The organism is Pseudomonas wayambapalatensis (genome assembly GCF_049942315.1).
Lineage (GTDB): Bacteria > Pseudomonadota > Gammaproteobacteria > Pseudomonadales > Pseudomonadaceae > Aquipseudomonas > Aquipseudomonas wayambapalatensis.
Genome location: NZ_JBNFMU010000222.1, coordinates 1 through 26,994, shown reverse-complemented (window position 1 = coordinate 26,994; position 26,994 = coordinate 1). Strand labels below are relative to the sequence as shown.

Annotated in this window: 19 protein-coding genes and 1 pseudogene; 8 read left to right on the top strand and 12 right to left on the bottom strand. The window is 62.6% G+C overall.

Translation table 11 applies throughout. From position 1 onward, the window contains the following. Positions 1-14: 14 nt before the first annotated feature. From ACPZMI_RS20565 to ACPZMI_RS20550, 4 genes are all read left to right on the top strand, one after another. Entirely contained in the window at positions 15-2,837 is a 2,823-nt protein-coding gene (locus ACPZMI_RS20565) for an ATP-binding protein (protein WP_426352946.1), read from the top strand. Next, positions 2,834-4,033 (top strand): response regulator cyclic di-GMP phosphodiesterase PvrR, encoded by a 1,200-nt coding sequence (gene pvrR, locus ACPZMI_RS20560; protein ID WP_426352945.1) that lies wholly within the window; start codon positions 2,834-2,836, stop codon positions 4,031-4,033. The genes ACPZMI_RS20565 and pvrR overlap by 4 nt, the downstream gene beginning before the upstream one ends. 116 nt (positions 4,034-4,149) lie before the next feature. Further along, positions 4,150-7,053, top strand: coding sequence for a hybrid sensor histidine kinase/response regulator (locus tag ACPZMI_RS20555; protein ID WP_411383702.1), 2,904 nt, complete (start codon positions 4,150-4,152; stop codon positions 7,051-7,053). A 31-nt stretch (positions 7,054-7,084) separates the two neighbouring features. Further along, positions 7,085-7,732 carry a response regulator gene (locus ACPZMI_RS20550; protein ID WP_411383701.1) on the top strand — a complete coding sequence of 216 codons (648 nt, stop codon included), beginning with the start codon at positions 7,085-7,087 and terminating at the stop codon, positions 7,730-7,732. Positions 7,733-8,317: 585 nt separating this feature from the next. Here the strand turns inward: ACPZMI_RS20550 and rocD are convergent. The 7 genes from rocD to ACPZMI_RS20515 form a co-directional block, all read right to left on the bottom strand. After that, positions 8,318-9,511, bottom strand: a complete 1,194-nt coding sequence (gene rocD / locus ACPZMI_RS20545) for an ornithine--oxo-acid transaminase (RefSeq protein WP_426352944.1) — start codon at positions 9,509-9,511, stop codon at positions 8,318-8,320. A gap of 12 nt (positions 9,512-9,523) precedes the next feature. Beyond that, positions 9,524-10,642, bottom strand: coding sequence for a succinylglutamate desuccinylase/aspartoacylase family protein (locus tag ACPZMI_RS20540; RefSeq protein ID WP_426352943.1), 1,119 nt, complete (start codon positions 10,640-10,642; stop codon positions 9,524-9,526). Between the two features lie 73 nt (positions 10,643-10,715). After that, complete coding sequence (locus ACPZMI_RS20535) at positions 10,716-11,963, bottom strand: OprD family porin (RefSeq protein WP_426352942.1); 1,248 nt, start codon at positions 11,961-11,963, stop codon at positions 10,716-10,718. A 118-nt stretch (positions 11,964-12,081) separates the two neighbouring features. Further along, positions 12,082-13,719, bottom strand: a complete 1,638-nt coding sequence (locus ACPZMI_RS20530) for an ABC transporter ATP-binding protein (protein ID WP_426352941.1) — start codon at positions 13,717-13,719, stop codon at positions 12,082-12,084. Beyond that, entirely contained in the window at positions 13,716-14,606 is an 891-nt protein-coding gene (locus ACPZMI_RS20525) for an ABC transporter permease (protein WP_081255193.1), read from the bottom strand. Before ACPZMI_RS20525 ends, ACPZMI_RS20530 begins: the two co-directional genes overlap by 4 nt. Then, entirely contained in the window at positions 14,603-15,544 is a 942-nt protein-coding gene (locus tag ACPZMI_RS20520) for an ABC transporter permease (RefSeq protein ID WP_063542551.1), read from the bottom strand. The genes ACPZMI_RS20525 and ACPZMI_RS20520 overlap by 4 nt, the downstream gene beginning before the upstream one ends. Position 15,545: 1 nt before the next feature. Continuing rightward, positions 15,546-17,102 carry an ABC transporter substrate-binding protein gene (locus ACPZMI_RS20515; RefSeq protein WP_426352940.1) on the bottom strand — a complete coding sequence of 519 codons (1,557 nt, stop codon included), beginning with the start codon at positions 17,100-17,102 and terminating at the stop codon, positions 15,546-15,548. Between the two features lie 416 nt (positions 17,103-17,518). Here ACPZMI_RS20515 and ACPZMI_RS20510 point away from each other — a divergent pair, with 416 nt between their 5' ends. Together ACPZMI_RS20510 and ACPZMI_RS20505 are read left to right on the top strand one after the other, a co-directional pair. Next, a complete protein-coding gene (locus ACPZMI_RS20510) occupies positions 17,519-18,436 on the top strand; it encodes a LysR family transcriptional regulator (protein ID WP_411383694.1) in 918 nt (305 codons plus the stop codon). Between the two features lie 28 nt (positions 18,437-18,464). Beyond that, on the top strand, positions 18,465-19,943 hold the full coding sequence (locus ACPZMI_RS20505) for a serine hydrolase domain-containing protein (protein WP_426352939.1): 1,479 nt from the start codon (positions 18,465-18,467) through the stop codon (positions 19,941-19,943). Positions 19,944-20,049: 106 nt separating this feature from the next. Here the strand turns inward: ACPZMI_RS20505 and ACPZMI_RS20500 are convergent, their stop codons facing one another. From ACPZMI_RS20500 to ACPZMI_RS20490, 3 genes and pseudogenes are all read right to left on the bottom strand, one after another. Further along, positions 20,050-20,853 carry a nucleotidyltransferase domain-containing protein gene (locus ACPZMI_RS20500; RefSeq protein ID WP_426352938.1) on the bottom strand — a complete coding sequence of 268 codons (804 nt, stop codon included), beginning with the start codon at positions 20,851-20,853 and terminating at the stop codon, positions 20,050-20,052. A 37-nt stretch (positions 20,854-20,890) separates the two neighbouring features. Next, positions 20,891-22,096, bottom strand: coding sequence for an RtcB family protein (locus ACPZMI_RS20495; protein WP_411383691.1), 1,206 nt, complete (start codon positions 22,094-22,096; stop codon positions 20,891-20,893). A gap of 21 nt (positions 22,097-22,117) precedes the next feature. After that, a pseudogene (locus tag ACPZMI_RS20490) lies at positions 22,118-22,426 on the bottom strand (SPFH domain-containing protein); the annotation flags it as partial. A gap of 316 nt (positions 22,427-22,742) precedes the next feature. Between ACPZMI_RS20490 and rtcR the strand changes: the two are divergent. Beyond that, the gene (gene rtcR, locus ACPZMI_RS20485) at positions 22,743-24,332 is read left to right on the top strand and encodes an RNA repair transcriptional activator RtcR (protein WP_426352937.1); all 1,590 of its coding nucleotides are present in this window, start codon (positions 22,743-22,745) and stop codon (positions 24,330-24,332) included. On the opposite strand, the gene ACPZMI_RS20480 is transcribed toward rtcR, so the two are convergent. Then, the gene (locus ACPZMI_RS20480; RefSeq protein ID WP_426352936.1) at positions 24,323-25,039 is read right to left on the bottom strand and encodes a hypothetical protein; all 717 of its coding nucleotides are present in this window, start codon (positions 25,037-25,039) and stop codon (positions 24,323-24,325) included. The genes rtcR and ACPZMI_RS20480 overlap by 10 nt on opposite strands. Beyond that, positions 25,039-26,223, bottom strand: a complete 1,185-nt coding sequence (locus ACPZMI_RS20475) for an AAA family ATPase (RefSeq protein ID WP_426352935.1) — start codon at positions 26,221-26,223, stop codon at positions 25,039-25,041. The genes ACPZMI_RS20480 and ACPZMI_RS20475 overlap by 1 nt, the downstream gene beginning before the upstream one ends. 418 nt (positions 26,224-26,641) lie before the next feature. Here ACPZMI_RS20475 and ACPZMI_RS20470 point away from each other — a divergent pair, with 418 nt between their 5' ends. After that, positions 26,642-26,914 (top strand): DUF3077 domain-containing protein, encoded by a 273-nt coding sequence (locus tag ACPZMI_RS20470; RefSeq protein ID WP_426352934.1) that lies wholly within the window; start codon positions 26,642-26,644, stop codon positions 26,912-26,914. Positions 26,915-26,994: the final 80 nt, after the last annotated feature.

Below are 26,994 nucleotides of genomic sequence, written 5' to 3'. Positions count from 1 at the left end.
CTAGGCTGGCGCCGATGAGACCTGACCACCTGATCCCGACGCTCCACTCCTCGCTCTCGACGCCGCAGGCGGCGCGCAAGCTCCTGTGCCTGTTCGCCTTCAGCCTTGTAGCGGGAGTGTTCATCGGTGCTTACAGCTACCTTCGTGTAACGCTGAATCAGGAGATATCGTCCCGCCGCAGCTACATGAACGAAGCGATCTTTGATGCTCAGGGTTTCTTCGTCAGCCGCCAGACGCTGCTCAAAGGGTTGGGGTTGTCTACGGTCAGGCAACCCACGCTTGCCGCCGCCGAAACCAACAATGTGCCGGAAGAGGAGATTCATATCATCCTCGGCCAGGACCATGAAATCTGGAGCCTATGGCTGACCCGGCGCATGCTCGATTACTTGCGGACCAACGAGGTCAACCTGATCTATGTGCCGCAAACGCCAGGCGCAGAGGTGCAACGCCTGTTCACCGCCGCCACCCATGCTGAGAGCATGCCCTCGCGGGTGCTTGAGCGCGTGCGATCGGCCAACGATATCCAGGCGTCTCAAGATGAACTCTGGCTGACCGATCCCGGCCGACTGGATTCACCGCTGTATATCTTCATCAGAATGGACGAACGCAAGGCCACCTCAGGCTGGCTGGGGCTCGAGGTCGATGGCCCAAACCTGATCAAAGCCCTGCAGCACGAGCAGGCTGGTGACTTCAAGTTGCTGGATGCCAATGGTCAACTGATTCTGAGCAACGCCCCGCTCCCGCCTGCAAGCACGCGACGGGCTGATAACGTCCCGACGTCCACCAGCTTCGGCTGGGAGGGCGGGTTCTGGTTGCCGGAAAGGCTGACTATCCGCAAACATCTGGACTATTCCAACTGGCAAATCATCTACAGCATACAACTGAAATCCTTGCTTCCCAGCTTGGCAATACCGCTTGCGGCGGCGCTTCTTATTTGCCTTCTGGCCACGGTGTTCATGCTCTGGTGCGTCAAGCGGATCAACCAGCGGTTGATCGTGCCGGCCGCCGCGCGTATTGACGCCCTGATAGAAAGCGAGGCGTTCTGCAGCGCAGTGATTCACGTCGCCCCTGTGGCCTTGTGCGTGCTGCGCCGCAGCGATGGCGCGGTGGTGCTGGAAAATCAACTATCGACACAGTGGCTGGGGATGGGCGATGAGCGAACGCGGCTATGCCATCAATGGATTGACCGCGCTTTTGGTTCCGAAGCAGAGCGAAGCAGCACTGACGAACTACAGATGGCGGACGGTCGACATCTGTTCCTGAGCTATGCTCCAACGCGCTATCAGCGCGAAGATGTACTGATCTGTGCATTCAGTGACATCACCGAACGCAAAACCACCGAAATGGCCTTGCAGCAGGCTCGCACCCTGGCCGACGCAGCCAATGAAGCCAAGACGCTGTTCCTGGCAACGATGAGCCACGAAATCCGCACCCCGTTGTATGGCGTGCTGGCAACGCTCGAACTGCTTTCCCGGACTCAGCTGGACACACAGCAGCGCGGCTACCTCACCGCGATCGAAGGCTCCTCGGCATCCTTGCTGCAATTGATCTGCGATGTGTTGGATGTGTCGAAGATCGAAGCCGGCCAACTGGCACTGGAGCTCACGACTTTTGCGCCGCTGGAGCTGACTCAGGACGTAATCCAGAACTATACCGGCGCGGCCCAGAGCAAAGGCCTGCAGCTGTTCGCCTGTATTGATCCGCGACTGCCCGAGCACGTGCTGGGGGACGTCACCCGGATTCGTCAGATTCTCGGCAACCTGCTGAGCAACGCAGTCAAATTCACCGAGACCGGACGCATTGTGGTGCGCCTGCTGCTGATGTCCCGCGAGGGCGAACGGGCCATGTTGCAGTGGCAGGTAGTCGATACCGGCAAGGGCATTCCTACGCAGGATCAACAACAGCTGTTCGAGCCGTTCTTTCAAAGCAGCCCGACCGCCAATGTGGTCGCTGGCACCGGCCTGGGCCTGTCCATCTGCAAGCGCCTGGTGCACTTGATGAATGGCTCGCTCAGGGTGTTCAGCGAACCGGGCCTGGGCAGCAGCTTCACGTTCACCCTGCCGCTCGAGCAGGTCTCAGCGCACACGCAGTACGCCTGGGCTCAGCCACTGGTCAGTGAGCGCATCTATGTCCACTCGCAGGTGCAGGAACTGGCTGAGCACACTGCGGGCTGGCTGCGCCGCTGGGGGGCACGGGCACAGCTGACAGGCCAGGATACGAGTCAACTGGATACTGGCGCGACGCTGGTCGAGCTGTGTCCAGGTCAGGCCAGTACCACCCTCAAAGATGACTGGAATGGTAATCGGGTCGTGGTGGCGCAGGATGCACACGGCATTGTCCAGGTCGACGAGCGCACCTGGCGCGTGGGGCTGAACAACCTTCAGGCACTCAATCGTGCCGTCGGCCAAGCGTTGGGCATAGAACTGCAAGACGAGCCGATGAAGCCTGTCACGGTTCAGAAAGGCCGGCTGAATCTGCACCTGCTGGTGGCAGAAGACAACATGATCAATCAGCTCATTCTGCGCGACCAACTCGAGGAACTAGGCTGCACCGTGGTGCTGGCGCGCGACGGTGTCGAGGCCCTGGCGCTGTGGCAAGACGCCGACTTCGACATCGTCCTGACCGATGTCAACATGCCGCGCATGAACGGCTATCAACTCACCGGAGAGCTGCGCGCAAGGGGCTGCAGCGTACCGATCATCGGTGCTACTGCCAACGCCATGCTGGATGAGGCAGAGCGTTGCCTGGGGGCAGGCATGGCACACCTGCTTGTCAAACCCTTCACGCTGCACGCCTTGTACCAGTGCTTGCAGCCTTACCAGAGAAGCGTGTCGTGAACGTGTATCGCGTGCTAATAGTCGAGGACCATCCGTTTCAACACCAGTACCTGACGACTGTCTTCCAGGCGGCAGGCGGCTTTGAGGTGGAACTGGCCTGGGATGGCGCCACTGCACTGCAGCGCCTGGCAAGTAGCCGATATGACTTGCTGCTGACTGACCTGATGATGCCGCATATGGACGGTGTGCAACTGATACAGCAACTGGCGCAACTGCATCGTCCCCCTGCCCTGGCATTGATGACTGCAGCATCGCGACGCATGCTGGTTGGCTCCGGCCAGGTCGCCAAGAATCTTGGGCTGCGCGTCGCCGGCCTGATCTCCAAGCCGGTCCGAGAGGCTGAAGTTGTCGGTTTGCGCGAACGACTCGATGACCTCACCGAGCAGGCCCGAGCGTTCAGCAGCAGACCGCGAGGCTGCCGTTCGCGAAGCACCTTGGCCAAGGCCCTCGAGACCGGTGAAATCCAAGCGTGGTTCCAGCCGAAGATGTCGCTGCATGACGGAAGCATCGTCGGTGCCGAGGCGCTCGCGCGCTGGGTACATCCTGCCGAAGGTTTGCTTATGCCCGGCGCTTTTCTCGATGAGATCGAAAACGCCGAACTGGAAATCGAGCTGCTCACCTGCATGCTGGGTCAAACCCTTGGCGCCCAGGCACAGTGGGAGCGCATGGGCCATCCGCTGCCTGTATCGATCAATCTGCCGACCCACCTGCTCGATCATGCCGACCTGGTCGACCGCTTGCTGGCCCAGGTACAGATCAACCAGGCCGACCCCCGCCAGATCACCTTCGAGCTCACCGAGACCTCTACCACCCAACTGTCCAGCAGCTACTACGCCGGTGCATGTCGCTTGCGGCTGATGGGGTTCGGCCTCGCTCAGGACGACTTCGGCAGGGGGTACAGCTCGTATTTCAATCTGGTGTCGACGCCGTTCACGGAGCTCAAGATCGACCGCTCGCTGGTATCAGGCTGCGGCGAAAACGACGGCTTGGCGTCAGCCTTGCTCAGCATCACCGAACTGGGACGCAAGCTTGGCCTCATCACGGTCGCCGAGGGTGCAGAAACCCAAGCCGAATTGGCAGTGCTTCGCCGAATCAAGTGTGACCACGTGCAGGGTTTTATCATCTCTCCAGCCGTCGCGCGGGATGACTTGGCCAATTTATTAAGGGAAGATGGCCCACGGCCAGCACTAATTTGAAACCTCATGGTCAAACGATTCAGCTCAGGGAAGTGCTGACTTTTCAAGGACGATAGACGCTATTTGCGCACCTTTAGCGTCGGTCTATTTTCTTCCTTTAGCCGAGCCCTACCCCCATGAAACACGCGAGCCTACACCTGGACGCCCTGGCGCTGAGTTCCCAACGCCTGAACAAAGCTCTGTTGCTGATGACAGGCTTGCTGATACTTCTGTCCAGCACCTGCTACTGGGCGGTGTCGCGGCTGCTGGAGGCCGAACAACAGCGCGTCGAATTTCATTTCGCTCGGGTCGTGGAAATCATCCACGAGCACGAGTCGTTTATGCGAAATGTAGCGACCGGCTACCGTTACAGCAGCTCGCCGCCCCTGCACTCGGTACAGTCCGTTTCAGTGATCCAGACTCAGCCTATTGGTGATCAGGTGTTGCTCAAGGCCAAAGGTTTCGACCTTTCGTTGCCGTTCTCCCTGGCCCATGGCCCAGGCTATAGCAAAGAAGACGAAGGCCGAGCGCTGGCCTTGGGCGTGCAGATGACCGACTACTTTGGCGGGTTCTGGGCCAGTTCATTCTATTCTTCACCACAACTGTTCATTCTCAGCCCGGCCGGCGAAGCCAGCCTGGCAATTCCCGCCGCAGATGCACCTCGCCAGCATCTGCCGTTGCTGCAAGAGCAATACAGCTCTGTCATCAACCGTCTGCAGCAGATCCTGCCCTCACAGACCCTGCTGAACGATCATCGTGTGCGCTGGATGCGCGCGCCCTCGCAGCTGTACCAGAAGCACCGCAGCATTGTCGCGATGATCGGCCTGGACGCTGCCAGTGCCCTGCTTCCTGCCGGCAAAGCGAATGGCCTGCTGGTCCTAGCCGCCACCGTCGATACCGCCCAGGTCGATGAGTTCGAGCGGGTGCTGCAATTGCCGGTGTACAACCAGTTCACCCTGATCTCGCCTGAGGACGACGTAGTGCTCGGCACTCTGGAGCCAGGCACCACTGCTCCTTTGGGGCTGAGCTTCAATCAGCAGGGGCTGCGTTTCAAGTTGATATCGAACTCCGGGGAGCGCTGGACCGGCCTTTATGCAATCAGCTATCAGGACTTTCTGCGCTATGCCAAATGGCCGTTGATGGGGCTGATGCTGACGTTTATTGCGGCGATTCTGGTCGGCCTGTGGATCAACCGCTGGTACCAGACCCGTATCGTCATACCAGCTCAAAAGGCGCAAGAACGCCTGTTCGAGAACGAGTCATTCAACCGCCTGATGCTGCACAACGCACCCGTTGGGTTGTGTGTTCTGCGTCGCAGTGACCGCAAGCTGCTGCTGGAAAACCAGCGCGCTGCGCAGTTGGCTGCCACCCCAGCCGTCCTCCAATTGCTGGAAAGCCATGATGGCGATCAGGCGCCCGGGGAGACCTGCCTGCTGGTCGACGGTCGCTATGTTCAGGTCGTGGTCGTGGCCGCCCGCTACGAGGGCCAGGACGTGTTCCTGTGTGGCTGCAATGACATCACACGGCATGTAGACGAGACCTTGATGCTGAACCAGGCACACCGCCGCGCCACTGCCGCCAACGAAGCCAAGACCGTGTTCCTGGCGACCATGAGTCACGAAATCCGCACGCCGCTTTATGGCGTGCTGGGCAATCTGGAACTGCTCTCGCTGACTGATATGACCGAGCGTCAACGCCACTACCTGGAAGTCATCCAGGGCTCGTCAACAGTGCTGTTCCAACTGATCAGCAACGTACTGGACGTATCCAAGATCGAATCGGGCCAGATGCCGGTTGAGGAGGCGCCGTTTGACCCCGCTCAACTGGTGGAGGATGCAGTGGTTGCCTTCAGCGCAACCGCACGCAACAAAGGCCTGGATATCGAAGCGGAGATAGATCCGCAGATCCCCAAGCAGATCCTGGGTGATGCCGGGCGGCTGCGGCAGATACTGCACAACCTGTTGGGCAACGCCATCAAGTTTACCGACTCGGGCCGTGTTCGCCTGCGTCTGACTGTGCAATCGCGCAACGCCGACTGCGTTTCGCTGCAATGGCAGGTCACCGATACCGGCGTCGGCATCAGGGAGCAAGCGATTGAGCAACTGTTCAAGCCGTTCTATCAGGTCGCGCCCGGCCAGGATGGCAATGGTGCAGGGTTGGGTCTGTCGATCTGCAAAAAGTTGAGCGAACTCATGGGCGGGAGCATGCGGGTTGTGAGCGAGCCCGGGCTGGGCAGCAGCTTCTCTCTGCTGATCACCCTGCCTATCGTTCACACTGCGCCACCGCCACCGCCGACCTCACTGCTGCCTACATGCCTGGATGAGCCCTGCCTGAACGTGCGCGTACTGGTTGCAGAGGACAATCCGGTCAGCCAAGCGGTGCTGCGCGAGCAGCTCGAAGCGCTGGGTGCCCACCCGACGGTTGCCAACGACGGTCAACACGCACTGAAACTGTGGCATACCCAGACATTCGACCTGGTCATCACCGACATCAACATGCCACGTCTCAACGGTTATGAGCTGGCGCAAGCCCTGCGCGTGCAGGGCGTGGATGTACCGATCATCGGCGTTACCGCCAACGCCCTACGTGAAGAAGGCGAGCATTGCCTGGCCATGGGCATGAGCGCCTGGGTGGTCAAGCCGCTGAGCCTGGGCATGCTCCGCCAAGCCCTGATGTCGCACTGCCGTAAAGCCAATAGCCAGCAGTTGCAGCCTTTGGCGCCGTCGGCAAAGGACGATCAGGAAGGCTGGATCGAGCTGTCGCCTGCCATGCGTGAGCTGATGGCTCAGACGCTGGTGGCGGACATTTCTCAGATCGAGCAAGGGCTTCAGGCGTCAGATGCACTTGTCGTGCGTCAACGCCTGCACAGCATGAGTGGAGCTCTGGCCAGTGTGCACGCACAGGCACTCCACCACCTCTGCCAGCAACTGGAAGAAGCGTTGCATGCGGGTCCGCTCGACGCGCCGCTGATCGTACAGATCAGAGCCCTCTGCGCCCGCCTCGCGGCATTGGCGCAATCTTTGGGCGAGCAAACTCAATGATGCCTACCATCTACTGCAAGAGATTCCACCAATGTCTCAATTGAAGATCGTCATCGCCGATGACCATCCCATAGTGCTACTCGGCGTGCGCGAAATCATCCAGCGCGATGGGCGCTACACCGTAGTAGGCGAGGCGGTCAGCTCCAGTGAGTTGATCGAGCAGCTGCGCAAGCACAACCCGCAGCTGCTTATCACTGACTTCAACATGCCCGGCGATGCCACCTATGGCGATGGCCTGAAGTTGATCGAGTACGTGCTGCGCAATTTCCCACAGACGCAGGTCCTGGTGCTGACGATGATTTCCAACAGCCTGATCCTGTCACGCCTGCAGGAACTGGGGGTTGTCGGCGTGATCCAGAAAAACCACCTGCATCAAGAGATCGAGAAGGCGTTGACCGCTCTGAGTTCGCAGCGTCGCTACACCAGCCCTAAACCCGAGGCGCGCTCGGTGCTGGTCCGCCCCGGCCAGATAGAGGATCGCTTTCAAAGTCTCTCGCCTCGTGAAATGGAGGTGCTGCGCCTGTTCGTGACTGGCTTGTCGGTGAGTGACATTGCGCGGCAACTGTGCCGCAGCAACAAGACGGTGAGTGCACAAAAAGTGTCGGCCATGCGCAAGCTGGAGATCGACAGTGATCAAGAGCTGATGGCCTACTGCATAGAAACTCGTCAGTTTTCCTGACAACGCCCAATAAGCGGGCTTCGTACCTGACGGCCGACACATGACACCTAGAACAGCGCAGGCAATGGTCTTTGCGGTACGCCGCAATAACGCAATAGCGCTGAGCGAGAACCTTCAGAGATAATCGATGATCGGCTGCACATGGGGCTGATAGCGTCCAAATGCAGGAGATTGATCACTTACCATGACAACCCGCACTGCCCGAGTTAGCCGCACGCCTGATTCTGCGACAGTGAAGCTCAAGGCGTCATACAGTCGCATATCCAGGACCGCAGGGCCTTGATCGAGATCGTGCAAGCGCAGCCCCAACCCTTAAAAGGATAGCGCTCAAGGTCACGCTGTCGCCTGCCGGGACACGGTCAATGAAACGCAGATTGACTTGCGTATTCTCGACATATCGAACTCCAACTTCAGCCCACAGCGGCGTTGCGGCCTTGAGCACGCTCAAACTGACTGGCGGTAGCGCAGCCGATTAAGTGATCGGGAACAGGGCCGCGCACAGGGAAACAGCCGAATCAGGATCAATAGCAAGATCGTGGGGGCGGGCTTGCCCGCGAGAAGAACACCGCGGTCCAATCCACTCGGCTAGCAATCAACCAGCACCTGGGCAATCCGCTCCAGCCCCCAGTCCAACTCATCGCGGCTGATGCACAGCGGCGGCGCGATGCGCAGCACGGTCTCGTGGGTTTCCTTGGCCAGCACGCCCAGCGCCATCAGCACCTCGCAATACGGCCGCGCCGGGCGGTCCAGCTCGATCCCGACCCACAGCCCACGGCCACGAATATCACGCACGAACGGCACCGCCATCTCACGCAGGCGCTGTTGCAAGTAGGCGCCGAGCTCGGCACTGTTCTGCGCCAGTTGCTCGTCTTGCAGCACGCGCAGCGCCTCCAGGCCCACCGCTGCCGCCAGCGGGTTGCCGCCAAAGGTCGAACCATGGCTGCCGGCATCGAACAGGTCCATCAGCGCATGGTCGGCGATGAACGCCGAGACCGGCAGGATCCCGCCGCCCAGCGCCTTGCCGACGATCAGGCCATCCGGGCGAATGCCCTCGTGCTCGAAAGCGAAGGTCTTGCCGGTACGCCCAAGGCCCGACTGGATCTCGTCCAGAATCAGCAGGGTGTTGGTGGCGTCGCACAGCTCGCGCAACTGACGCAGGAAGCCCTGTGGCGGCACGCGAATGCCGGCCTCGCCCTGGATCGGCTCGATCAGCACGGCGCAGGTATTCGGGCCGATGGCGGCACGGAAGCTGTCGATATCGCCGAAGGTCGCGGTGTCGAAGCCGTCGCTGAACGGGCCGAAGCCATCCTTGTACTGCGGCTCGGTGGAGAACCCGACGATGGTAGTGGTGCGACCATGGAAGTTGTCGGTGGCGGTGACGATACGCGCCTTGTCACGGGCGATGCCCTTGACCCGATAACCCCAGCGACGCGCGGCCTTGATCGCGGTCTCCACCGCCTCGGCGCCGCTGTTCATCGGCAAGGCGGCCTCGAAGCCGGCGATCTCGCACAGGGCTTCGAGGAAGTGACCGAGGGTTTCGGAGTGGAAGGCCCGCGATACCACGCTGACCTTCTGCAACTGGGCGATGGCGGCAGCGACGATCCGCGGGTGGGCGTGGCCATGGCTGACCGCCGAGTAGGCCGACATCATGTCCAGGTAGCGCTTGCCGTCGCAGTCCTCGACCCAGACACCCTGGGCACGGCTGATGGCCACCGGCAGCGGCGAGTAATTGTTGGCGCCGAAGCGCTGTTCACGATCGATGATATGGGTGATGTTCATGAAAACTCCTGATCAGGCGCTGAGCAGCTTGCCGGTGCGAATGGGGGTGGTGCCGGTGACGCGTCCCAGCGGATCGCCAGGGCGCACGAAGCGCACGTCGCGGCGCATGTACAACACGCCGGCAGTGGCGCTGCGGACCGTGGTCACCTCGCCGCTGAGCGGGTCGATCAGGTCGAACATCGGTTCGCCCGGCTGCACCCGGGCGCCCAGGGCGACGCGGTGCACCAGCACGCCACCGACCGGGGCGATGAACTGCTCGCTGCCAGCCAGCGGGGTGCCCGGCCACAGCAGTTCCGGCAGGGGCGCCGGCTCGCCGCTGATGAAGCCGGCATGGCACAGGTAGTCGATGATCGCGCTGGCGTCCTGCTGTGCCAGCGCGCTGTCGACATCGCGCTGGCCGCGGTGTTCGACGGTGACGCAGGCATTGCCCAGCGGAATCGGGTAGGCGCCTTGCAGACGCTCGCGCAGGCGCCACCAGATCAGGCTCAGCGCCTCGTCGAACGACAACGCCTGGGAATCCACCGACAGCAGCGAAGCTTGCGAGCCGATGTAGCGGGCCAGCGGCTCGACCTGCTCCCAGCTCCATTCGGAGGTGTACAGGTGCATCACCGCCTCACGCGAGCAGTGCAGGTCCAGGACCAGGTCGGCATCGTGTGCCAGCAGCATCAGCCGACGCTGCAGCGACGCCATTTCATCGCGCGGGGCGATCGCCTCCAGGCTTAGCTGCCAGGCGGCGCGCACAGCCTTGAGGTTGTGTTGGGCATCGTCGGTGAGTTCCCCTTCCACCCGCTGCAGGATCGCCTCGAGCGGGAAGGGAAAATCACGGTTGTAGTTGCGCCCGCTGCCCAGCTCGAAACGTCCGCTCGGCGCGCCCATGACGAACTGGGCGAGCCCTGCCGGATTGGCCACCGGCACCAGGACGATCTGGGCCGCCAGCCGGCCGTCGGCCTCCAGGGCGAGCAGGCGCTGGCGCAGGTCGGTGGCGACCAGCATCGCCGGCGTTTCGTCGGCGTGCAGGCAGGCCTGGATATACACCTTCCTGGTGTAGACGTCCGGCCCAAAGTGCTCGCTGACGATCTCGCGTTGGGTGCCGTGCGTGGCAGTGAGCAGTGGATGTGCGATTCGTTTCATACAGTATTCCATGGCCGCGGGCGGCGTCGTTCATGAAGCAGAAGGCAGGCCACCTCCCGCGGGAAACCCGGCGCTACCAGAGCGCCCAGGTGTACCCCACGATGAAGCGGTTCTCGTTGATGTCGTTGGCATAGCTGGAGTTGAGCTGGGCGTTGCGCCAGCGCAAGGACAAGCCCTTGACCAGGCCGGACTGCACCACGTAGCCAATATCCAGGTCGCGTTCCCACTCACGACCCTGCTCGCCGACCAGCCTGGTGGTTTCGATCCCCCAGCCCTGGGCGTAGCGCATGCCGAAGGTCAGGCCCGGCACGCCAAGGGCGGCGAAGTCGTACTCGTAGCGGGCATGCCAGGCACGCTCGTTGGTCTGCGAGAAGTTGACCAGCTGATACTCGGTGAACAGGTAGGTGTTGGCGCCATCGACATACGGGAACGGGGTGTCGCCGTACTGCTTCTGGTAGCCCACGCCGAAGTTGTGGCCAGCCCACTCGTAGCTGAAGCGGGTGCTCAGCGCGCGGTTGTCGACCTTGCCGGCCAGGCCTGCGCCGTCCTTGTCGGCATCCCAGTAGCGCAGCTCGCTGCGCACGGTGCCGGGGCCGAACTTGAAGGCGTGCTTGAGACCGAAGAAATGCTGCTGATAGAGGCGCTCGAGCTCGCCGTAGTAGTAGCTCAGCTGCAGGTCCGGCAGCAGGTTGTAGTCACCGCCCGCGTAGCGGAACTGATTGCTGGTGGCGGCTTTGTAGGCGCCGTTCTGCGCGGTCATGTTCATGGTTTCGCGGTCGGTCGACTCGCGGTCACGCATGCGGTCGAACTGGCCCAGGCCCAAGGTCAGGTTGGAGATGTCCTTGGAGCTGACGGTCGCGCCCTGGAAGGTCTGCGGGAACAGGCGGCTGGTGTTGGGCTGCAACACCGGCAGCTTGGGCACCTGCTCGCCGACACGCAGTTCGGTCTTGCTGATGCGCACCTTGCCGGCCACACCCAGCTTGGAGTACTCGTCGGCGGCACGTCCGTCACTGCCCTTGGGCAGCAGGCCGGTGCCGGAACGGTCGGGGCTTGAGTCCAGCTTCACGCCCAGCATGCCGGTGACATCCAGGCCGAAGCCGACGGTGCCCGGGGTGTAGCCGGAGATGAAGTTGAAGGTGAAGCCCTGCGCCCACTCATCGCGCTTGGACTGCTTGGCCGCTTCGCGGTAGTCGCGGTTGAAGTAGTAGTTCTTGGTATCCAGGTTGGCGCTGGAGTCCTTGAAGAAGTCGGCCATGGCCGCCCCCGGAAGGACCGTGACGACGCTCGCGCCCATCAGGATTTTCTTGAAATCTCGGTTCATGTCTGTGCTCCCCACCTTCTTGCTTTTTTCGTTGTTGGATGTTTTGAAGGCATGACTTCCCCCTGGGCGCTCAACCGGGGTTGGCGCCATCCGAGGAAGGTGAATCAAGGTTTGTGGATCAGCTCGTCGCAGGCGTCTGGCGCAGCCTGAAACCGCCACCTTCGAGCTTCTCCAACGGGCACGACGCTGCCAGCAATTGCCGGGTATAGGCATGCTGAGGGCGATCGAAGATCTCGTCGCGCGGCCCGATTTCCACCACATCGCCCTGGCACATCACCGCGACCCGGTGAGCGATGCGCTCCACCGCTGCCAGGTCGTGGGAGATGAACAGGCAGGCGAATCCGTACTGCTTCTGCAGGCGCTCGAACAGCTCGAGGATCTGCTTCTGCACGGTCATGTCCAACGCCGAGATCGGCTCGTCGGCCACCACCAGGCTGGGCCTGCGCACCAGCGCCCGGCCGATCGCCACACGCTGGCGCTGGCCGCCGGACAGCTCGTGCGGCAAGCGGTCGATCAGACGCTCCGGCAGGTTGATGTCGTTCAGCGTCGCCAGCACCCGGGCGCGACGCTGGGCCGGGCTCATGTCCGGCACATGGCGCAGTGGCTCGGCGAGAATCTGGCCAATGCTCATGCGCGGGTTAAGCGACGAGAACGGGTCCTGGAAGATCATCTGGCATTGCAGGCGATGGCTGCGATTGGCCGCCTGGGCGATATCGTGGCCCTGGAAACGGATCTCGCCAGCGCTGGGCTTGACCAGCCCGACGATGGCCCGGCCCAGGGTGGTCTTGCCCGAGCCACTGCCGCCCACCAGCGCCAGCGTCTCGCCCGGTGCGATGTGCAGGTTGGCGCCATGCACCACGCGCCGTGCCTCGCTCTTGCGCCACAGGCGGCGCGGGCCGGGATAGGCGATCTGCACGCCATCGATCTGCAACAGCGGCGCGTTCGCCTGCGGCAGCGGCGGCAGCTCGCCACGGCTGGGCAGTGCTTCGAGCAACTGGCGGGTGTACTCGGCACGGGGGTTGAGCAATACCTGGTCGATCGGGCCCTGCTCGACCTCCTTGCCATTGCGCATCACCACCACCTTGTGCGCATAACGCGCCACCAGCGACAGGTCGTGGCTGATGAACAGCACGGCGGTGCCCTGCTTGGCGGTCAGCTCAAGCATCAGCTTGAGCACGTCCAACTGGGCCAGGCAGTCGAGCGCAGTGGTCGGCTCGTCGGCAATCAGCAGCGCCGGGCGCAGCAGCATGACCGAGGCGAGCATGATGCGCTGGCGCATGCCGCCCGAGAACTCGTGCGGGTAGGCCTGCAGGCAGCGCTCGGCATCGCGGATGCCGATGTCGCCGAGCATCTGCAGGCATTTCTGGCGGATGGTCTGCTCGTCGAACTCGGTGTGCAGGCGCATGCCTTCGGCCATCTGCTCGCCGATGCGCAGTGCCGGGTTGAGCGACACCATGGGCTCCTGGAACACCATGCCGATCTTCGCCCCGCGAATCTCGCGCAGGGCTTGCGGGCTCAGGTTGCCCAGGTCCTGGCCCTGGAAGCGGATGCTGCCACCGCACACACGCATCGGCGGCGGCAACAGGCCGATGGCGGCACGTGCAGCCATGGTCTTGCCGCTGCCCGACTCGCCCACCAGCGCCACGATCTGGCCCGGCGCGATATCGAACGCCAGGTCATCGACCACCACCGGGCCATCGACACCGGCGCGGATCTTCAGGCCCTCGACGGCCAGCAAGGGTTGGGTCTGGCTCATTGCAGCGTCCTCATGCGCGGATCGAGGCGGTCGCGCAGGGCGTCGCCGGCAAGGTTGAAGGCCAACAGCGAAAGGGCGATGCACATGCCGGGGAACAGCCCCAGCCAGCCCGCGGAGGCAATGAACGGACGGCTGGCGGCAAGCATGTTGCCCCAGGTCGCAGCAGGTGGCGGCACGCCCAGGCCGAGGAAGCTCAGCGAGCTTTCGGCGAGGATGGTCCAGCCGAACATGCTGGTGGCGATCACGCATACCGGTGCCACGCAGTTGGGCGCGACATGGCGCAGCATGGTGTACAGCTCGGAGTTGCCGATCACCCGCGAGGCCTCGACGAACTCACGCTCGCGCAGCGACAGCACGCTGCTGCGCACCACCCGCACCACCGATGGCGTGTAGGCGATGCTCAGGGCCAGGATGATGCCGTACTGGCTCGGGCCGATGATCGCCATCAGCGCCAGCGCCATGAGGATGCCGGGGAAGGCCAGCAGGGTGTCGTTGATCATCATCAGCACCCGGTCGACGTTGCCGCGCAGGTACCCGGCGAGCAGACCGAGAATGGTGCCGCAGGTCACCGCGACGATCACCGTCAGCAGGCTTACCCACAGGCTGGTGTGCGCGCCGACCATCAAGCGGCTGAGCACATCGCGGCCGTATTCGTCGGTGCCCAGCCAGTGCGCGGCCGAAGGCGGCTGCAGGCGCGTCAGCAGGTCCAGGCGCACAGGGTCGTGGGGTGTCCACACCAGGCCGAGCAAGGCGACCAGGGTCAGGATCGCCAGCAGGGTCAGGCCGACCAGCGCATTCAGTTGCAGTGGCCGACGGCGACGTGCGCGCGGTGCCGGCGTGGATGACATGTCCGCAGGGGACAGGGTCGGAGTCTGAGGCTTGCTCATAGCTTCACCCTTGGGTCGAACAGTGGGTACAGCAGGTCCACCAGCAGGTTGACCAGTACGAAGATGAAGGTGACCAGCAACAGGCAGCCCTGCAGCACCGGGTAGTCGCGACCGAAGATCGCATCGACCATCAGGCGCCCGATACCGGGCAGGGTGAACACCGTTTCCAGCACCGCGATACCGCCCAGCAGGTTGCCCAGGATCAGCCCGATCAGGGTCATGGTCGGGGCGAAGGCGTTGCGCAGGGCGTGCTTCCACAGCACCGCGCTTTCCGACAGACCCTTGGCCCGGGCATGGGTGATGTACTCCAGGCGCAGCACCTCGATGGCGTTGGCCCGGGCCATACGGGTGATCGCGCCGATCTCCACCAGGGTCAGGGTCGCCACCGGCAGGATCATGTAGCGCATCGACTGCCAGGCGTCCTGGTCGAAACTGACGTAGCCCACGATCGGCAACCAGCCCAGCTTGATGCCGAAGCCGTAGAGCAGCAGCAGCCCCAGCCAGAACGAGGGGATCGACAGCAGCAGGGTCGCCACCGCCACCACCGACAGGTCGAGCGAACCGTTCTGCTTCCAGGCCGCCAGCATGCCGGCGGGCACCGCGATCAAGCTGGCGAGCAGCACGGCAATCAACACGATGCTGGAACTGACGCCGAAGCGCTCGAGCATCATCGGCAGCACCGCCTCGCGGGTGGTGATGGAGTGGCCAAGGTCGCCACTGAGCACGGCCTTGAACCAGATCACGAATTGCACGGCCATCGGCTGGTCGAGCCCCAGAGCCTGGCGAGTGCTCGCCAGGCTCTGTTCGTCGGCCATGTCACCCAGCATCAGCAGGGCCGGGTCGCCCGGAATCAGCCGAATGATGGTGAACACCGCCACCGCGATCAGCAGCAGGGTCGGGATCGCCATGCCCAGCCGCTGAAGGATGTACCGAAACATGTCAGCTCTTCCCCTGTTTATCGACGCTGATCATCCACAGGCGCGGCTTGGACACCGGCCATGGGCGCTGGCCCTGGACGTACTCGCGGGTCACGGTGATGGCATTGCCGTTGTACAGCGGGATCAGTGGCAGGTCGCGCAGCATGTCCTTGTGCAGCTCGTCGAACAGCGCCTGGCGCTTGGCCGGCTCGCCTTCGCGGCGGGCTTCGGCGATCAGCTCGCGGGCCTTGGCGTCATCCCAGACCTTGCGCGGCTCCTTGCTCTTGTCGCCGGTGGCGGCGTCGTAGTTCAGCGCCGGGTCCAGACGCTCGGAATAGGTGGAAACCATCACTTGGTAGTTACCGCTCTGGTAGCGCTCGAGCTGGGTGCCCCATTCCATGGTCTGCAGCTGGATGTTCAGGCCGACCTGGCTGGCCATGGCCTGCACATAGACGGCGATGTCGAACATGTTCGGGTAGCGCTTGTTGGTGATCAGCTGGATCGGCTGGCCTTTGTAGCCGGCCTCCTTGAGCAGCCGTTTGCTTTCTTCGGGGGAGTAGCCCCAGCCCTTGTCCTGGGCAGCGGTGTGGTAGCGGCTGCCAAGGGCGACCATCGACGGGTTGGGCTTGGAACGCCCTTCGGTCAGCGCGGTGACGATGGTGCTGGTGTCCAGGGCATGGGCCAATGCCTGGCGCATGCGCACGTCGGAGAACAGCGGGTCCTTGGTCTGGAACAGCACGGCACTGGTCGACATGGTGGTGCTCGCCGAGATGCGCACGCCAGGCAGCGCTTCGAGCTCCTTGGCTTCCAGGGCGCTGACGTCGTTGAGCATGTCGACGTCGCGCGACAGCAGCGCAGTCTTGGCGGCGGCCGGGTCGGGGATGATGGTCATGTGCACGCGGTCGAGGGTGGTCGACTTGTTGCCGGTATAGCCATCGGCAGCCTCGTCACGCGCCTTGTATTCGGCGAAACGGTCCAGGTCGACGTACTGGCCCGGCTTCCAGGTCGCCAGCTTGAACGGGCCAGTGCCGATCGGCGTGGTCCATTCACCATTGACCACCGAGTCGGGGTGCATGATGCCGCTGCCACCGCACTCGGGCAGCGCCATGCTCGCCAGGAACAGGGCGTTGGGCTGGTCGAGGGTGAAGACCACGGTCTGGGCATCCGGGGCCTTGATATCGACGATCTTGGCGCCGCTGTGGCCGTCGAACGACGCGGTGCAGCGCCACTGGGTGGCCGGGTCCATGTAGCGCTGCCAGGTCCACAGCACTTCCTTGGAGGTCAGCGGCTTGCCGTTGTGGAAGGTGACGCCGTCGCGCAGCTTGAAGGTGTAGGTCAGGCCGTCGTCGGAGGTGACGACTTCCTTGGCCAGCAGCGGGCCGACGCTTGCGTCTTCGCGGAAGGCAACCAGGCCTTCGAACAGGTGCAACACCACCGCATCGGAGTTGGTGTCACGGTTCACGCCTGGCTGGGTGCTGCGGATGTCGGCGTTGAGGGCGACATTCAGGGTGTTTTGTGTCTGAGCGTTGGCACAGATGGAGGCCATCAGGCCAGTCATCAGAATCAGAGTCTTGTTCAAGTTATTCCCCTCGGGCTCGAGATCCAATGCAGTCGGCGGCAGAGTCGTGAAAGGTTGCGCTCCGATCCGGGAACTCGTTGTTGTTGTTATGACCGTGGCCTGGTGCGACGTACGCCCGAGGCCCGGTAGCGATGCCTGGCTCATCCTGTCTCAGGTGGCGCCGCTGCGTAAGCACATAAATTCCGATCATGAGCGGTGAGCCCAATCGCATGAATTGAGTATCTGCTCTACGCCACTGCCAAAAACCTTCGGCAAAGGCCATGCTGTGCTGGTCGTCAGGCGACAAGCACATCGGCACGCATGATCCAGTAAAGCTATCGGGATCAGCAAAAGCGCACTGACGGTCTATTCGATCGCTCTCTAACATGGCCGCACAAAGCACGGCCCCACGCATCCCTGGCGGAGTTCGAACAACAATGACCCTGACCCACCTGCGCGCCTTCTGCTCCGTGGTCGACATGGGCAGCTTCCGGGCTGCGGCCCGCGCACTGAACATCGCGCAAAGCACCCTCACCCAGTCGGTCCAGGCCCTGGAGCGCGAACTCGGCGGCCCGTTGCTGCACCGTACCAACCAGGGCATCCGGCTCAGTGATTCCGGCCAGCGTTTCATCGCCCATGCCCGCGCCATCCTCATGGATTGCGACCGCGCCGTGGCCGATGTCCGTGCGCTGGTCGAACCCCAGGGCCATGTCGCCCTTGGCGTCACCTCCGAACCATTGGCCGAACTGCTGGTGCCGGTGTTCGAAAGCTTTACCTCCCAGCACCCGCAAACCCGCCTCGAGGTGACCAGCGGTTCGACCAAGATCCTGATCGAGAAGCTGCGCGAAGGGCGCCTGGACTTCGCCCTCTGCGCCCTGCCCGCCCACGTCGACGAAATCGACCTGTCCATCCAGCGCCTGCACGCCTCGCGCGCCGGGGTGATCGCCCGCAAGGATCACCCGCTGCGCGAAGCCCGCTCGGTACGCGACCTGACCCAGTGCAAATGGATCAGCGTGCGCCGCGACGGCCTGGTCGGTGGCACCGAGGGCCGCCTGATCGAACTGTTCCGCGCCCACGGGCTGGGCATGCCGAAGATCGGCATCACCACCGAATCGCTGCTCGAGACCCTGCACATCGTCGCCGAGACCGACTACCTGACCATCGAGCCGGCGATCATTCCGTCGCTGAAACTGTTCTCCTCTTCGCTGGTGAGAATCCCCATCGAGGAGCGCCTGAGCCACCGCGACGTGGCCCTGATCACCCGCAAGAACGCGACGCTGACCAGCGTGGCCCAGGTCTTCATCGGCATGCTGGTGTCCTACAGCCGATTGGTCCACCCGCGCACCGCCGACTGAACAACGCCCCGCATCATGAGGACTACCCATGCCCCAGCCAATCACCGTCGATCAGCTTGCCGCCCATGACCTGCCCCGTGGGCTGCCCTCCTCCGTCGGCATCGATGGCTTCGAGGTCGCCGCCTTTCTCGAGGCGGTGCAACACGCCGGGCTCGAGCTGCACGGGGTGATGCTCGAGCGCGACGGCGTACTGGTGGTGGACGCCTGGCGCTGGCCGTACGATTCGCTGACGCCACGGGTGACCCACTCGATCACCAAGAGCTTCACCGCCTGTGCCATCGGCCTGGCCATCGACGAAGGGCTGCTGCGCCTGGACGACACCCTGGCGAAGTTCTTCCCGCAAGCGGCGGCAGGCGCCACCGACCCACGCGCCGCACAGATCACTGTCGAGCACCTGCTGACCATGCGCACCGGCCACGGCGGCAACACTTCCGGCTCGATCTGGCGCGGCATCGACGGCAGTTGGGTCGAGGAGTTCTTCCGTATTCCGCTGACCAGCGCGCCGGGCACCGATTTCGTCTACACCAGCGCCGCCAGCTACATGCTCTCGGCGGTGCTGACCCAGGTCGCAGGCGTCACCCTGCATGACTACCTCAAGCCGCGCCTGCTCGAACCGCTGGGCTTCCAGGCGCAGCACTGGGACATCAGCCCGGAAGGCATCAACCCCGGCGGCAACGGCCTGACGGCGCGGCCTGTGGATGTCCTCAAGCTGGCCATGCTGCACCGCGACGGCGGGCGCTGGAATGGCGAGCAGGTTCTGCCACACGCGTGGGTGGAGGCGGCAACGCGCGCCCAGGGTGGCGAAGGCAGCCGCTATGGCTATCACTGGTGGACCGACCGCCCGGCGAACGGCTACAGCGCCGTAGGCGTGTTCGCCCAGATGGCCGCCGCGATCCCCGGCGAGCGCGCCACGCTGGCAGTGTTCGGCGCCATGGAGAAGTCGGCGCAGGTGACGCCCTTCATCGATCGTCATCTAGGCGCGGCGCTGCGCGGCGAGCAAGCCGGGGCCGCGGCCGACGAACGGCTACGCGAGGTGCTCCAGCGTTTTGCCGAGGAGCGACCACTGCGCTCGCTCGCACGCCCGACCCAGCCGCTGCCTGCGCGGATGAGTTTCGCCCTCGAGGCCAACCCGCATGGCATCGAAACGCTCAACCTGTTGCAGGCGGGCGAGCGGCTGGTGATGGAGTGGGTGGAGGCGACGGGCAGCGAGCGCATCGAAGCCGGGATCGATCATTGGGTTGCGGGCACCAGCTCGTTGCCGGGGGCACAACTGCACCATGGTTATGCATTGCGTGATGCACCCGTGGTAGCGACGGCCCGCTGGGTGGCGGCGAATCGACTGGAGCTGGAATGGGTGTACCCGCGCTCGGCATTCCGCGATCGGGTGTGCCTGAGTTTCGAAGGCGAGCGGGTCTGCCTGGAGCGCAGCGTGAACATCAACAGCGGCATCCGGGCCTGGGAGCCGCTGTATGGAATGAGCACCCACAACCCGACCCGACACCCGTAGCAGCAACTGTCATGCTCAAAATCTAAAGACCAGCCCAATTCCTGTAGGAGCGGCGAACCGCCGTTCCCACAGATGCTGCGCCAGCCTCGAAATCACAGGCTCGACCCTACTGCGCCTGAAACCGCCCGACCGTCTCCAGCAGAAAGCGATCCAGCACTCCAGTGTCGCTGCGCTCGCCACGCGCCACCTCGACCGTGTCGGCCCGCGCCAGCTCGGCCTCGATGAAACGGTGCAGCACCTCATCCCGCGGCCCGTGCTGCGTCTCGCCCGCCCGGCGCTTGCGCTCGAGCAACTGATCGATCGCCTGGCGCACATCTGCCTCATCGACGGTTCGCTCGAGCAGTGCCGTGAACGCGGTCGGTGGCATACCCAGGCCCTGGTCGATCCAGCGCACCGCCAGCAACGGGCGGATCACGTAGAGGTACTTCTTCAGCCGCACCGTGTCACCCAACAGATAGCCGCGCAGGTTCTTGCGGGCCATCGACAGGTAGTGATGGCGCACAGCGCGTGGCGAATAGAACGCACGAGCCAGCGCGCCCAGTTGCTCACGGGCCTGCTCGTCGGCCCGGTACACCAACGGCGAGCCCAGCCACTCGAGCAGGCTCGGATTGGCACCTCGCAGCAAACGCAAGGCCTTGCGCAACTCCCAGCCACTGACGTCCAACTCATCGCTCAGGGGCCGCTCGATCACATCGCGCGGCTCCTCCACGCGCAGGTACCACTCGGCACGCTGCACATAGACGAAACGCACGTCGTAGTCACTGTCCGGCGAGGCGAAGCCCCAGGCGCGGCTGCCGGACTCACAGGCGTACAGCACAGTCACGTCATGCTCGCGCTCGATGCGCTGCAGTTCTTCGAGCACCCGTACGCGCATGGCGTCGGACAGTGGATGTGGGTCGTCCTGGTACATACTTTCACTCCTTGTCAGGGCGCCCCTGGCGCCTGCTTCAACCTTTCACGCACACCACCTGACGCAGGGTGTGCACAACCTCCACCAGCTCGCGCTGGGCATGCATGACCGCATCGATATCCTTGTAGGCCATCGGAATCTCGTCGATCACACTCTTGTCCTTGCGGCACTCCACATGGGCCGTGGCACGCTGCTGGTCTTCGACGGTGAACAGGTTCTTGGCCTTGGTCCGGCTCATCACCCGCCCTGCACCGTGGCTGCACGAGCAAAAAGCCTCTTCGTTGCCCAACCCTCGGACGATGAAGCTCTTCGCGCCCATGGAGCCGGGAATGATGCCCAGCTCACCCTTCTGCGCCGAAACCGCGCCCTTGCGGGTCACCAGCACTTCGCGCCCGAAGTGTTGCTCACGCTGCACATAGTTGTGATGGCAGTTGACCGCCTCCAGGCTGGCCTCGAAAGGCCTGCCCAGCACCTTGCGGGTCGCCGCCACCACCGCCTGCATCATCAGTTCGCGATTTTGCCGGGCAAAGTCCTGCGCCCACTCCACCGCCTCGACATAGTCGGCGAAATGCCGGCTACCTTCCTCGAAATAGGCCAGGTCCTTGTCCGGCAGGTTGGCCAGGTGCTGACGCATGTCGGCCTGGGCCAGCCCGATGAACAGGTTGCCGATGGCGTTGCCCACTCCACGCGAACCGCTGTGCAGCATGAACCAGACCCGGTCGGCCTCGTCCAGGCAGACTTCGATGAAGTGGTTGCCGCCGCCCAGGGTGCCGAGGTGGCTGCGGTTGTTGGTCTTCTCCAGTTGCGGATGCTTGTCGGTTATCACCTTGAAACGTCCGGCCAGGCGGCCCCAGGTCTGGTCGGCCTGGCTCGGCACTTCGCCCCAGGCGCCCTGGTCACGAAGACCGAACGTCTTGCCATGGGGCACGGCCTTCTCGATGGCACTGCGCAGGCCATGCAGGTTGTCCGGCAGGTCGCGCGCGTGCAGCGAGGTGCGTGCGGCGATCATCCCGCAACCGATGTCCACGCCAACCGCTGCCGGGATGATCGCACCCACGGTGGGGATCACACTGCCGATGGTCGAGCCCTTGCCCAGGTGCACGTCCGGCATCACCGCAAGGTGCTTGAAGATGAACGGCATGCGTGCGGTGTTCATCAGTTGCCGACGCGCGTCGTCCTCGACCGGCACGCCATCGGTCCACAGTTTGATCGGCTTGCCGCCGGCCACTTCCAACAGGTTCATGTCCTTGTTCCTCGCGTTCGATCAGCCCGCCTTGAGGCTGACCAAGCCATTCAATACCTGATCCAGACCACCGAATACCGAGATCCGGTCGATGCGTTCGGCCACCCGCTCCAGGGTTTCCAGCTCCTTCAGGCGCAGGGCCGTCGGGCTACCTTCCATCACCTTGGCGGTGTTGAGCAGCGAGCGCGTCGCCTGGGTTTCCTCACGGCGACGAATCACGTTAGCCTGCGCCGCCTTTTCCGCCTCCACTACTTGCGCCAGCAGGGTCTTCATCTCGCCCGGCAGGATGATGTCGCGCACCCCGAGGCTGCTGATTTCCAGACCGCTGCCCGGCAGTTGCGTCTGCAGGTGGCGGCTTGCACAGGGCGACCGATCGTTGCAGCGGCGGTATGCACGACACCGACACCTGAGTGGGTACGTGCACCAGCGGGGTCTCACCCCCTTGCCCTTGGGCCTGCCTGGCGATTCGGTCGAGAGGGATATAGCGAGCGGCATGCCAGCTTTTTGCAACTGCTCCATTTATTTTTTAGGTAACTGATTTTTAACGATTTATTTTTTAATCTGATTTTCAGGCAATTTTAGTGGCGGCAGAAAACTCGATTATTCATATATGCTTGGATAAGACTTTATCTTTTGGGATAACTCCATGAGCAAAGCCCGTGTTGCCATCGGTTTTCTCGGCACCACCCTCGACCGCAATGGCAAGGGCGCCGCACGCTGGAACCGCTGGCGCCCCACGATCGGCCTGTGCCGCCAGCCAGACCTGCCGCTCGATCGCCTGGAACTGATTCACGGCCCCGGTTTACGTGACATCAGCCTGGCCGAACGCATCCGTACCGACGTACAGCAGATATCACCCCACACCGAGGTGCGACTGCACCCGCTCAGCCTGCGTAACCCATGGGATTTCGAAGAGGTCTATGGCGCCCTGCACGACTTCTCCAGCGGCTACCCCTTCGACACCGAGCGCGAGGACTATCTCGTGCACATCACCACCGGCACCCATGTCGCGCAGATCTGCTGGTTCCTGCTCACCGAAGCGCGCTACCTGCCCGCACGCCTGGTGCAGACCTCGCCCTCACGCAAGCACGACGAAGCCAGCGATCCGGCCGGTATCGCCACGCTGATCGACCTTGATCTGTCGCGCTACGACCTGATCGCTTCGCGCTTTCGCCGCGAGCAGGTCGAAGCGCAGTCGCTGCTCAAGTCCGGCATTGCCACGCGCAACGCGGCATTCAACCGCACCATCGAACAGATCGAGCGCGTCGCCCTGCGCTCGAAGGCACCGATCCTGCTGGTCGGGCCTACCGGCGCCGGCAAGTCGTTCCTGGCCCGGCGCATTCACGAGCTCAAGCGCGGCCGTCACCAGTTGCAGGGGCGGTTCATCGAGGTCAACTGCGCGACCTTGCGCGGCGATGGCGCGATGTCGGCACTGTTCGGCCATGCCAAGGGCGCCTTTACCGGTGCGCATAACGCCCGCGATGGCCTGCTGCGCGCTGCCGACGGCGGCATGCTGTTTCTCGACGAGATCGGCGAGCTTGGCGCCGACGAGCAGGCCATGCTGCTCAAGGCCATCGAAGAGAAGCGCTTCTTCCCGCTGGGCTCGGATCGCGAAGTGCAGAGCGACTTCCAACTGATCGCCGGCACCCATCGCGACCTGCGCGCCAAGGTCGCCGAAGGCACGTTTCGCGAAGACCTGTTCGCCCGTATCAACCTGTGGACCTTCGTCCTGCCGGGGCTTGCGCAGCGGCGCGAAGACATCGAGCCGAACCTGGACTTCGAGTTGCAGCGCCATGCCCGCGAACAAGGCCGACAGGTGCGTTTCAACCTGGAGGCCAAGCGCAGCTACCTGGCCTTCGCCCACGCCAGCGAAGCCCGCTGGTCTGGAAACTTCCGCGAGCTGTCGGCCTCGATCACGCGCATGGCGACACTGGCCGACAGCGGGCGAATAGACGAAGCCCTGGTGGCAGAGGAGATCGAGCGTTTGCGTCATGCCTGGGGACTGGAGGCGCAGAGCGAGCCGGTACTGGCCGGGCGCGAACTGGACCTGTTCGACCAGGTGCAGTTGCAGGCGGTGATCGACGTTTGTCGCCGCGCAGCAAGCCTGTCCGAGGCCGGGCGCCAATTGTTCGCTGTGTCGCGCCAGGAGAAGGCCAACCCCAACGACGCCGATCGCCTGCGCAAATACCTGGCGCGATTCGGCCTGGATTGGCAGCAGGGGAAGGGTCAGGGGTGACCGTTGATTTGGTCGAGTACGTGGTTCAAGCGTGCACGGAACGCATCGAAGCTAGGCATTGTGATACGCAGGGGGTCGATATCGCCATTTTCGATGGCTTCGACCAACTCCTGTGCGCTACTCCTACCATTACGTGCCGCATGCAGCATCGGTTTGAGTGAGGCAGGCGCGTCATCGTTTCCGGGGGCGCTCTCCAACTGTGCGCAATGCTCGTACTGAGGGTCCCTGCACGCACAGAGCAGCCACGCTTCGGACTTTGGCTGCGGAATCATCGGCACACCCAACGATGAACCACCAGACTCGAACCCATTCAGCATTGACTGCCATTTGGCGCGCCACTCCCTGATCGATACGGTGTCGCTGTCTCGGAACAGGACCGGAATCACCGCCCTATCCTCCTGCGCCTGACGTTCGGCAGACAGAATGGCTAGACGCTGCGCATTCTCGTAGAAGAAGTTTGTTTCCTGCTCTTTGCGCTTTCCAGGCGCCCGAAACTTGCGGCCTGAATGCTTTTCCTTCGCCGCTACGAGCGCTTGCTCGGAAATGAACTCGATCATTTCATACAGCAATGCAGAATAGTCGTATCGATGTTCGAACAAGCGATCTATGACAAGAGTCATCGGTCCTGGCCTGAATACCCAACCTTGCTCACCTTGCACGTCCAAGCCAATATCCGAAGGTCCCTCTCCACTGACTAGCAGCAGCATCAGTGCTCTCCCTGAGCCAGCTTTTTGGTCAATGCAACAAGATTGGTATCGACGAATACCTCACCCGGCCCCATGACCCTCAGCTTCTCGGACATCGCTGGTATATCGAAGAACGCAATAGCCCGGGTCCGCCCATCCTGCGTCTTGTAGATCAGTTGCACCCCCTCGCGTGCAACTTCATCCTCGAGGTAGTTCAACACCATTGGGCTGTGCGTGGTCACCATGACCTGCTGGGGGGTATTTACAAGGTGATCGAGCAAAAACTCGATCACTTCGGGGTTGATGCCATTTTCAACTTCATCAAACAGCATGAACTGGTGATCGGACAAGGTTTCAGCAAGGATCGCCATCAGGCGCAACATGCCATCGTTCATGTGCCGAGCTTCGGTACTGAAGCGATGATCGGCATAGCACTCTTGGATGCTTAGCGACTTCCAGCCTGCGCGCAACGCCGACGAGTCGATGGTCTGGATATGTGGATAAGGGCCACTCAACAACTTGAGCAATCGAAGCTTGCTGGCTTCGGGCAAGGCATGGAGAAACGAAGAAAACTTTTCACCGGCAAAACCCAGCCCACCATCCGCTTCACGGGACTTGCGGCGTAAATGCTGAGGGGACAGGGCATCCAATGAAGTGATCGTCGCAATAAAACGCTTGAACAGGCGCAATTGCGGGCTCACGCTATCTTCCTTGAGCTGAGACAGCAAAGATCCCTGATATTCGAATGCGATGGCGTTCGTCATCCACGCACCCCGGCCGTTCTCATCCACCAAGTATCGGCCGTCGTCGATCTTCATGACCACGGTATCGTCAATCTCGATACTTTCCTGAGTACAACGTAGCAAGGAGCGATTGAAACTTCCTCGCCATACCAACGCTGAGTTATCCAACGTGCAGCGCAGCTCGAAAGTTATATTGCTGGTCTTGCCTAGCTTGGACTTGAGGTCAGTCGCTTTCCACTCCCGACTTTTCAACCAGCCCGTGAGATCGCCACGCATCTGTTGCGACAGGAAGTCCATTGCCTGAAGGATCGTCGACTTGCCGGCACCGTTCAACCCGATCAGACAGGTGAACTTGGTCAGTGACATCGAAAAACCGACCAGCGACTTGAAGTTGTCGATGGTCATGCTCTTGAGTTGAATTACTCCTGCACGCGATGTCTTCAATGGGTCACGCTCGGTCATGTCTAGTGTCTTCCCAGGCCCTGCAAATTCGCATGCCGAACGATAACCCTTTTTGGCGCAGTCGTCCCGTTCTCAACCGCCTTGGCAGCGCAACAGAGCGCACAACCGTAGGACATTTCCCAATCTGAAACCAAATGCTTCGGGTCAAAGCGGCTTGGGAAGTATCCTACGCGCCTTGCCGAAGCTTCTCTGTTGTCGGGAAATCACCTCAGGAATAACGTCCCTGGGTCGCGATGTTTGCGGCCGGGCGTGAGAACCCGTTGATGAGTAAAAGAGCATGTCTTTATGGCAGCCGCGCGCGGGCAGACTTCGGTCTGGCCGAGTTTTTTACTCCCTCGGTTTCTCACCCCGCGCACGGCTGCCACCCAAAGTCCTTGAGAAAGATTGTGGCGGCTCCCTTGCCTAAAGGAGTAAAGCCATGAAAAAGATCGTCCCCGACCCACCTCTCCTGACTGCTGGCCTGGAAACTTTCCACGAGTCCGGCAACCCGCCTGTGGACATGTTCCGCATCCTGCCCGGCATCCCCGCCGAACACGCCTACGACGAAGTGATGAACCTGCTCGCCTGCATCCGCCACCTGCTGCACGAAGGGTTGATGGAGCAGGATGCCCGGCTGCTGACCGCCGCCGACTACCTGAGCGCCTTTGCCAAAGCACTGATGACGGATGTCGAGCGCGGCAGGCTGCACTGAACTGTCTTGCTCAAAACCCAAAGACCGGCCTAATCCCTGTGGGAGCGGGCTTGTCCCGCGATCGGGCGCGCAGCGGCCGT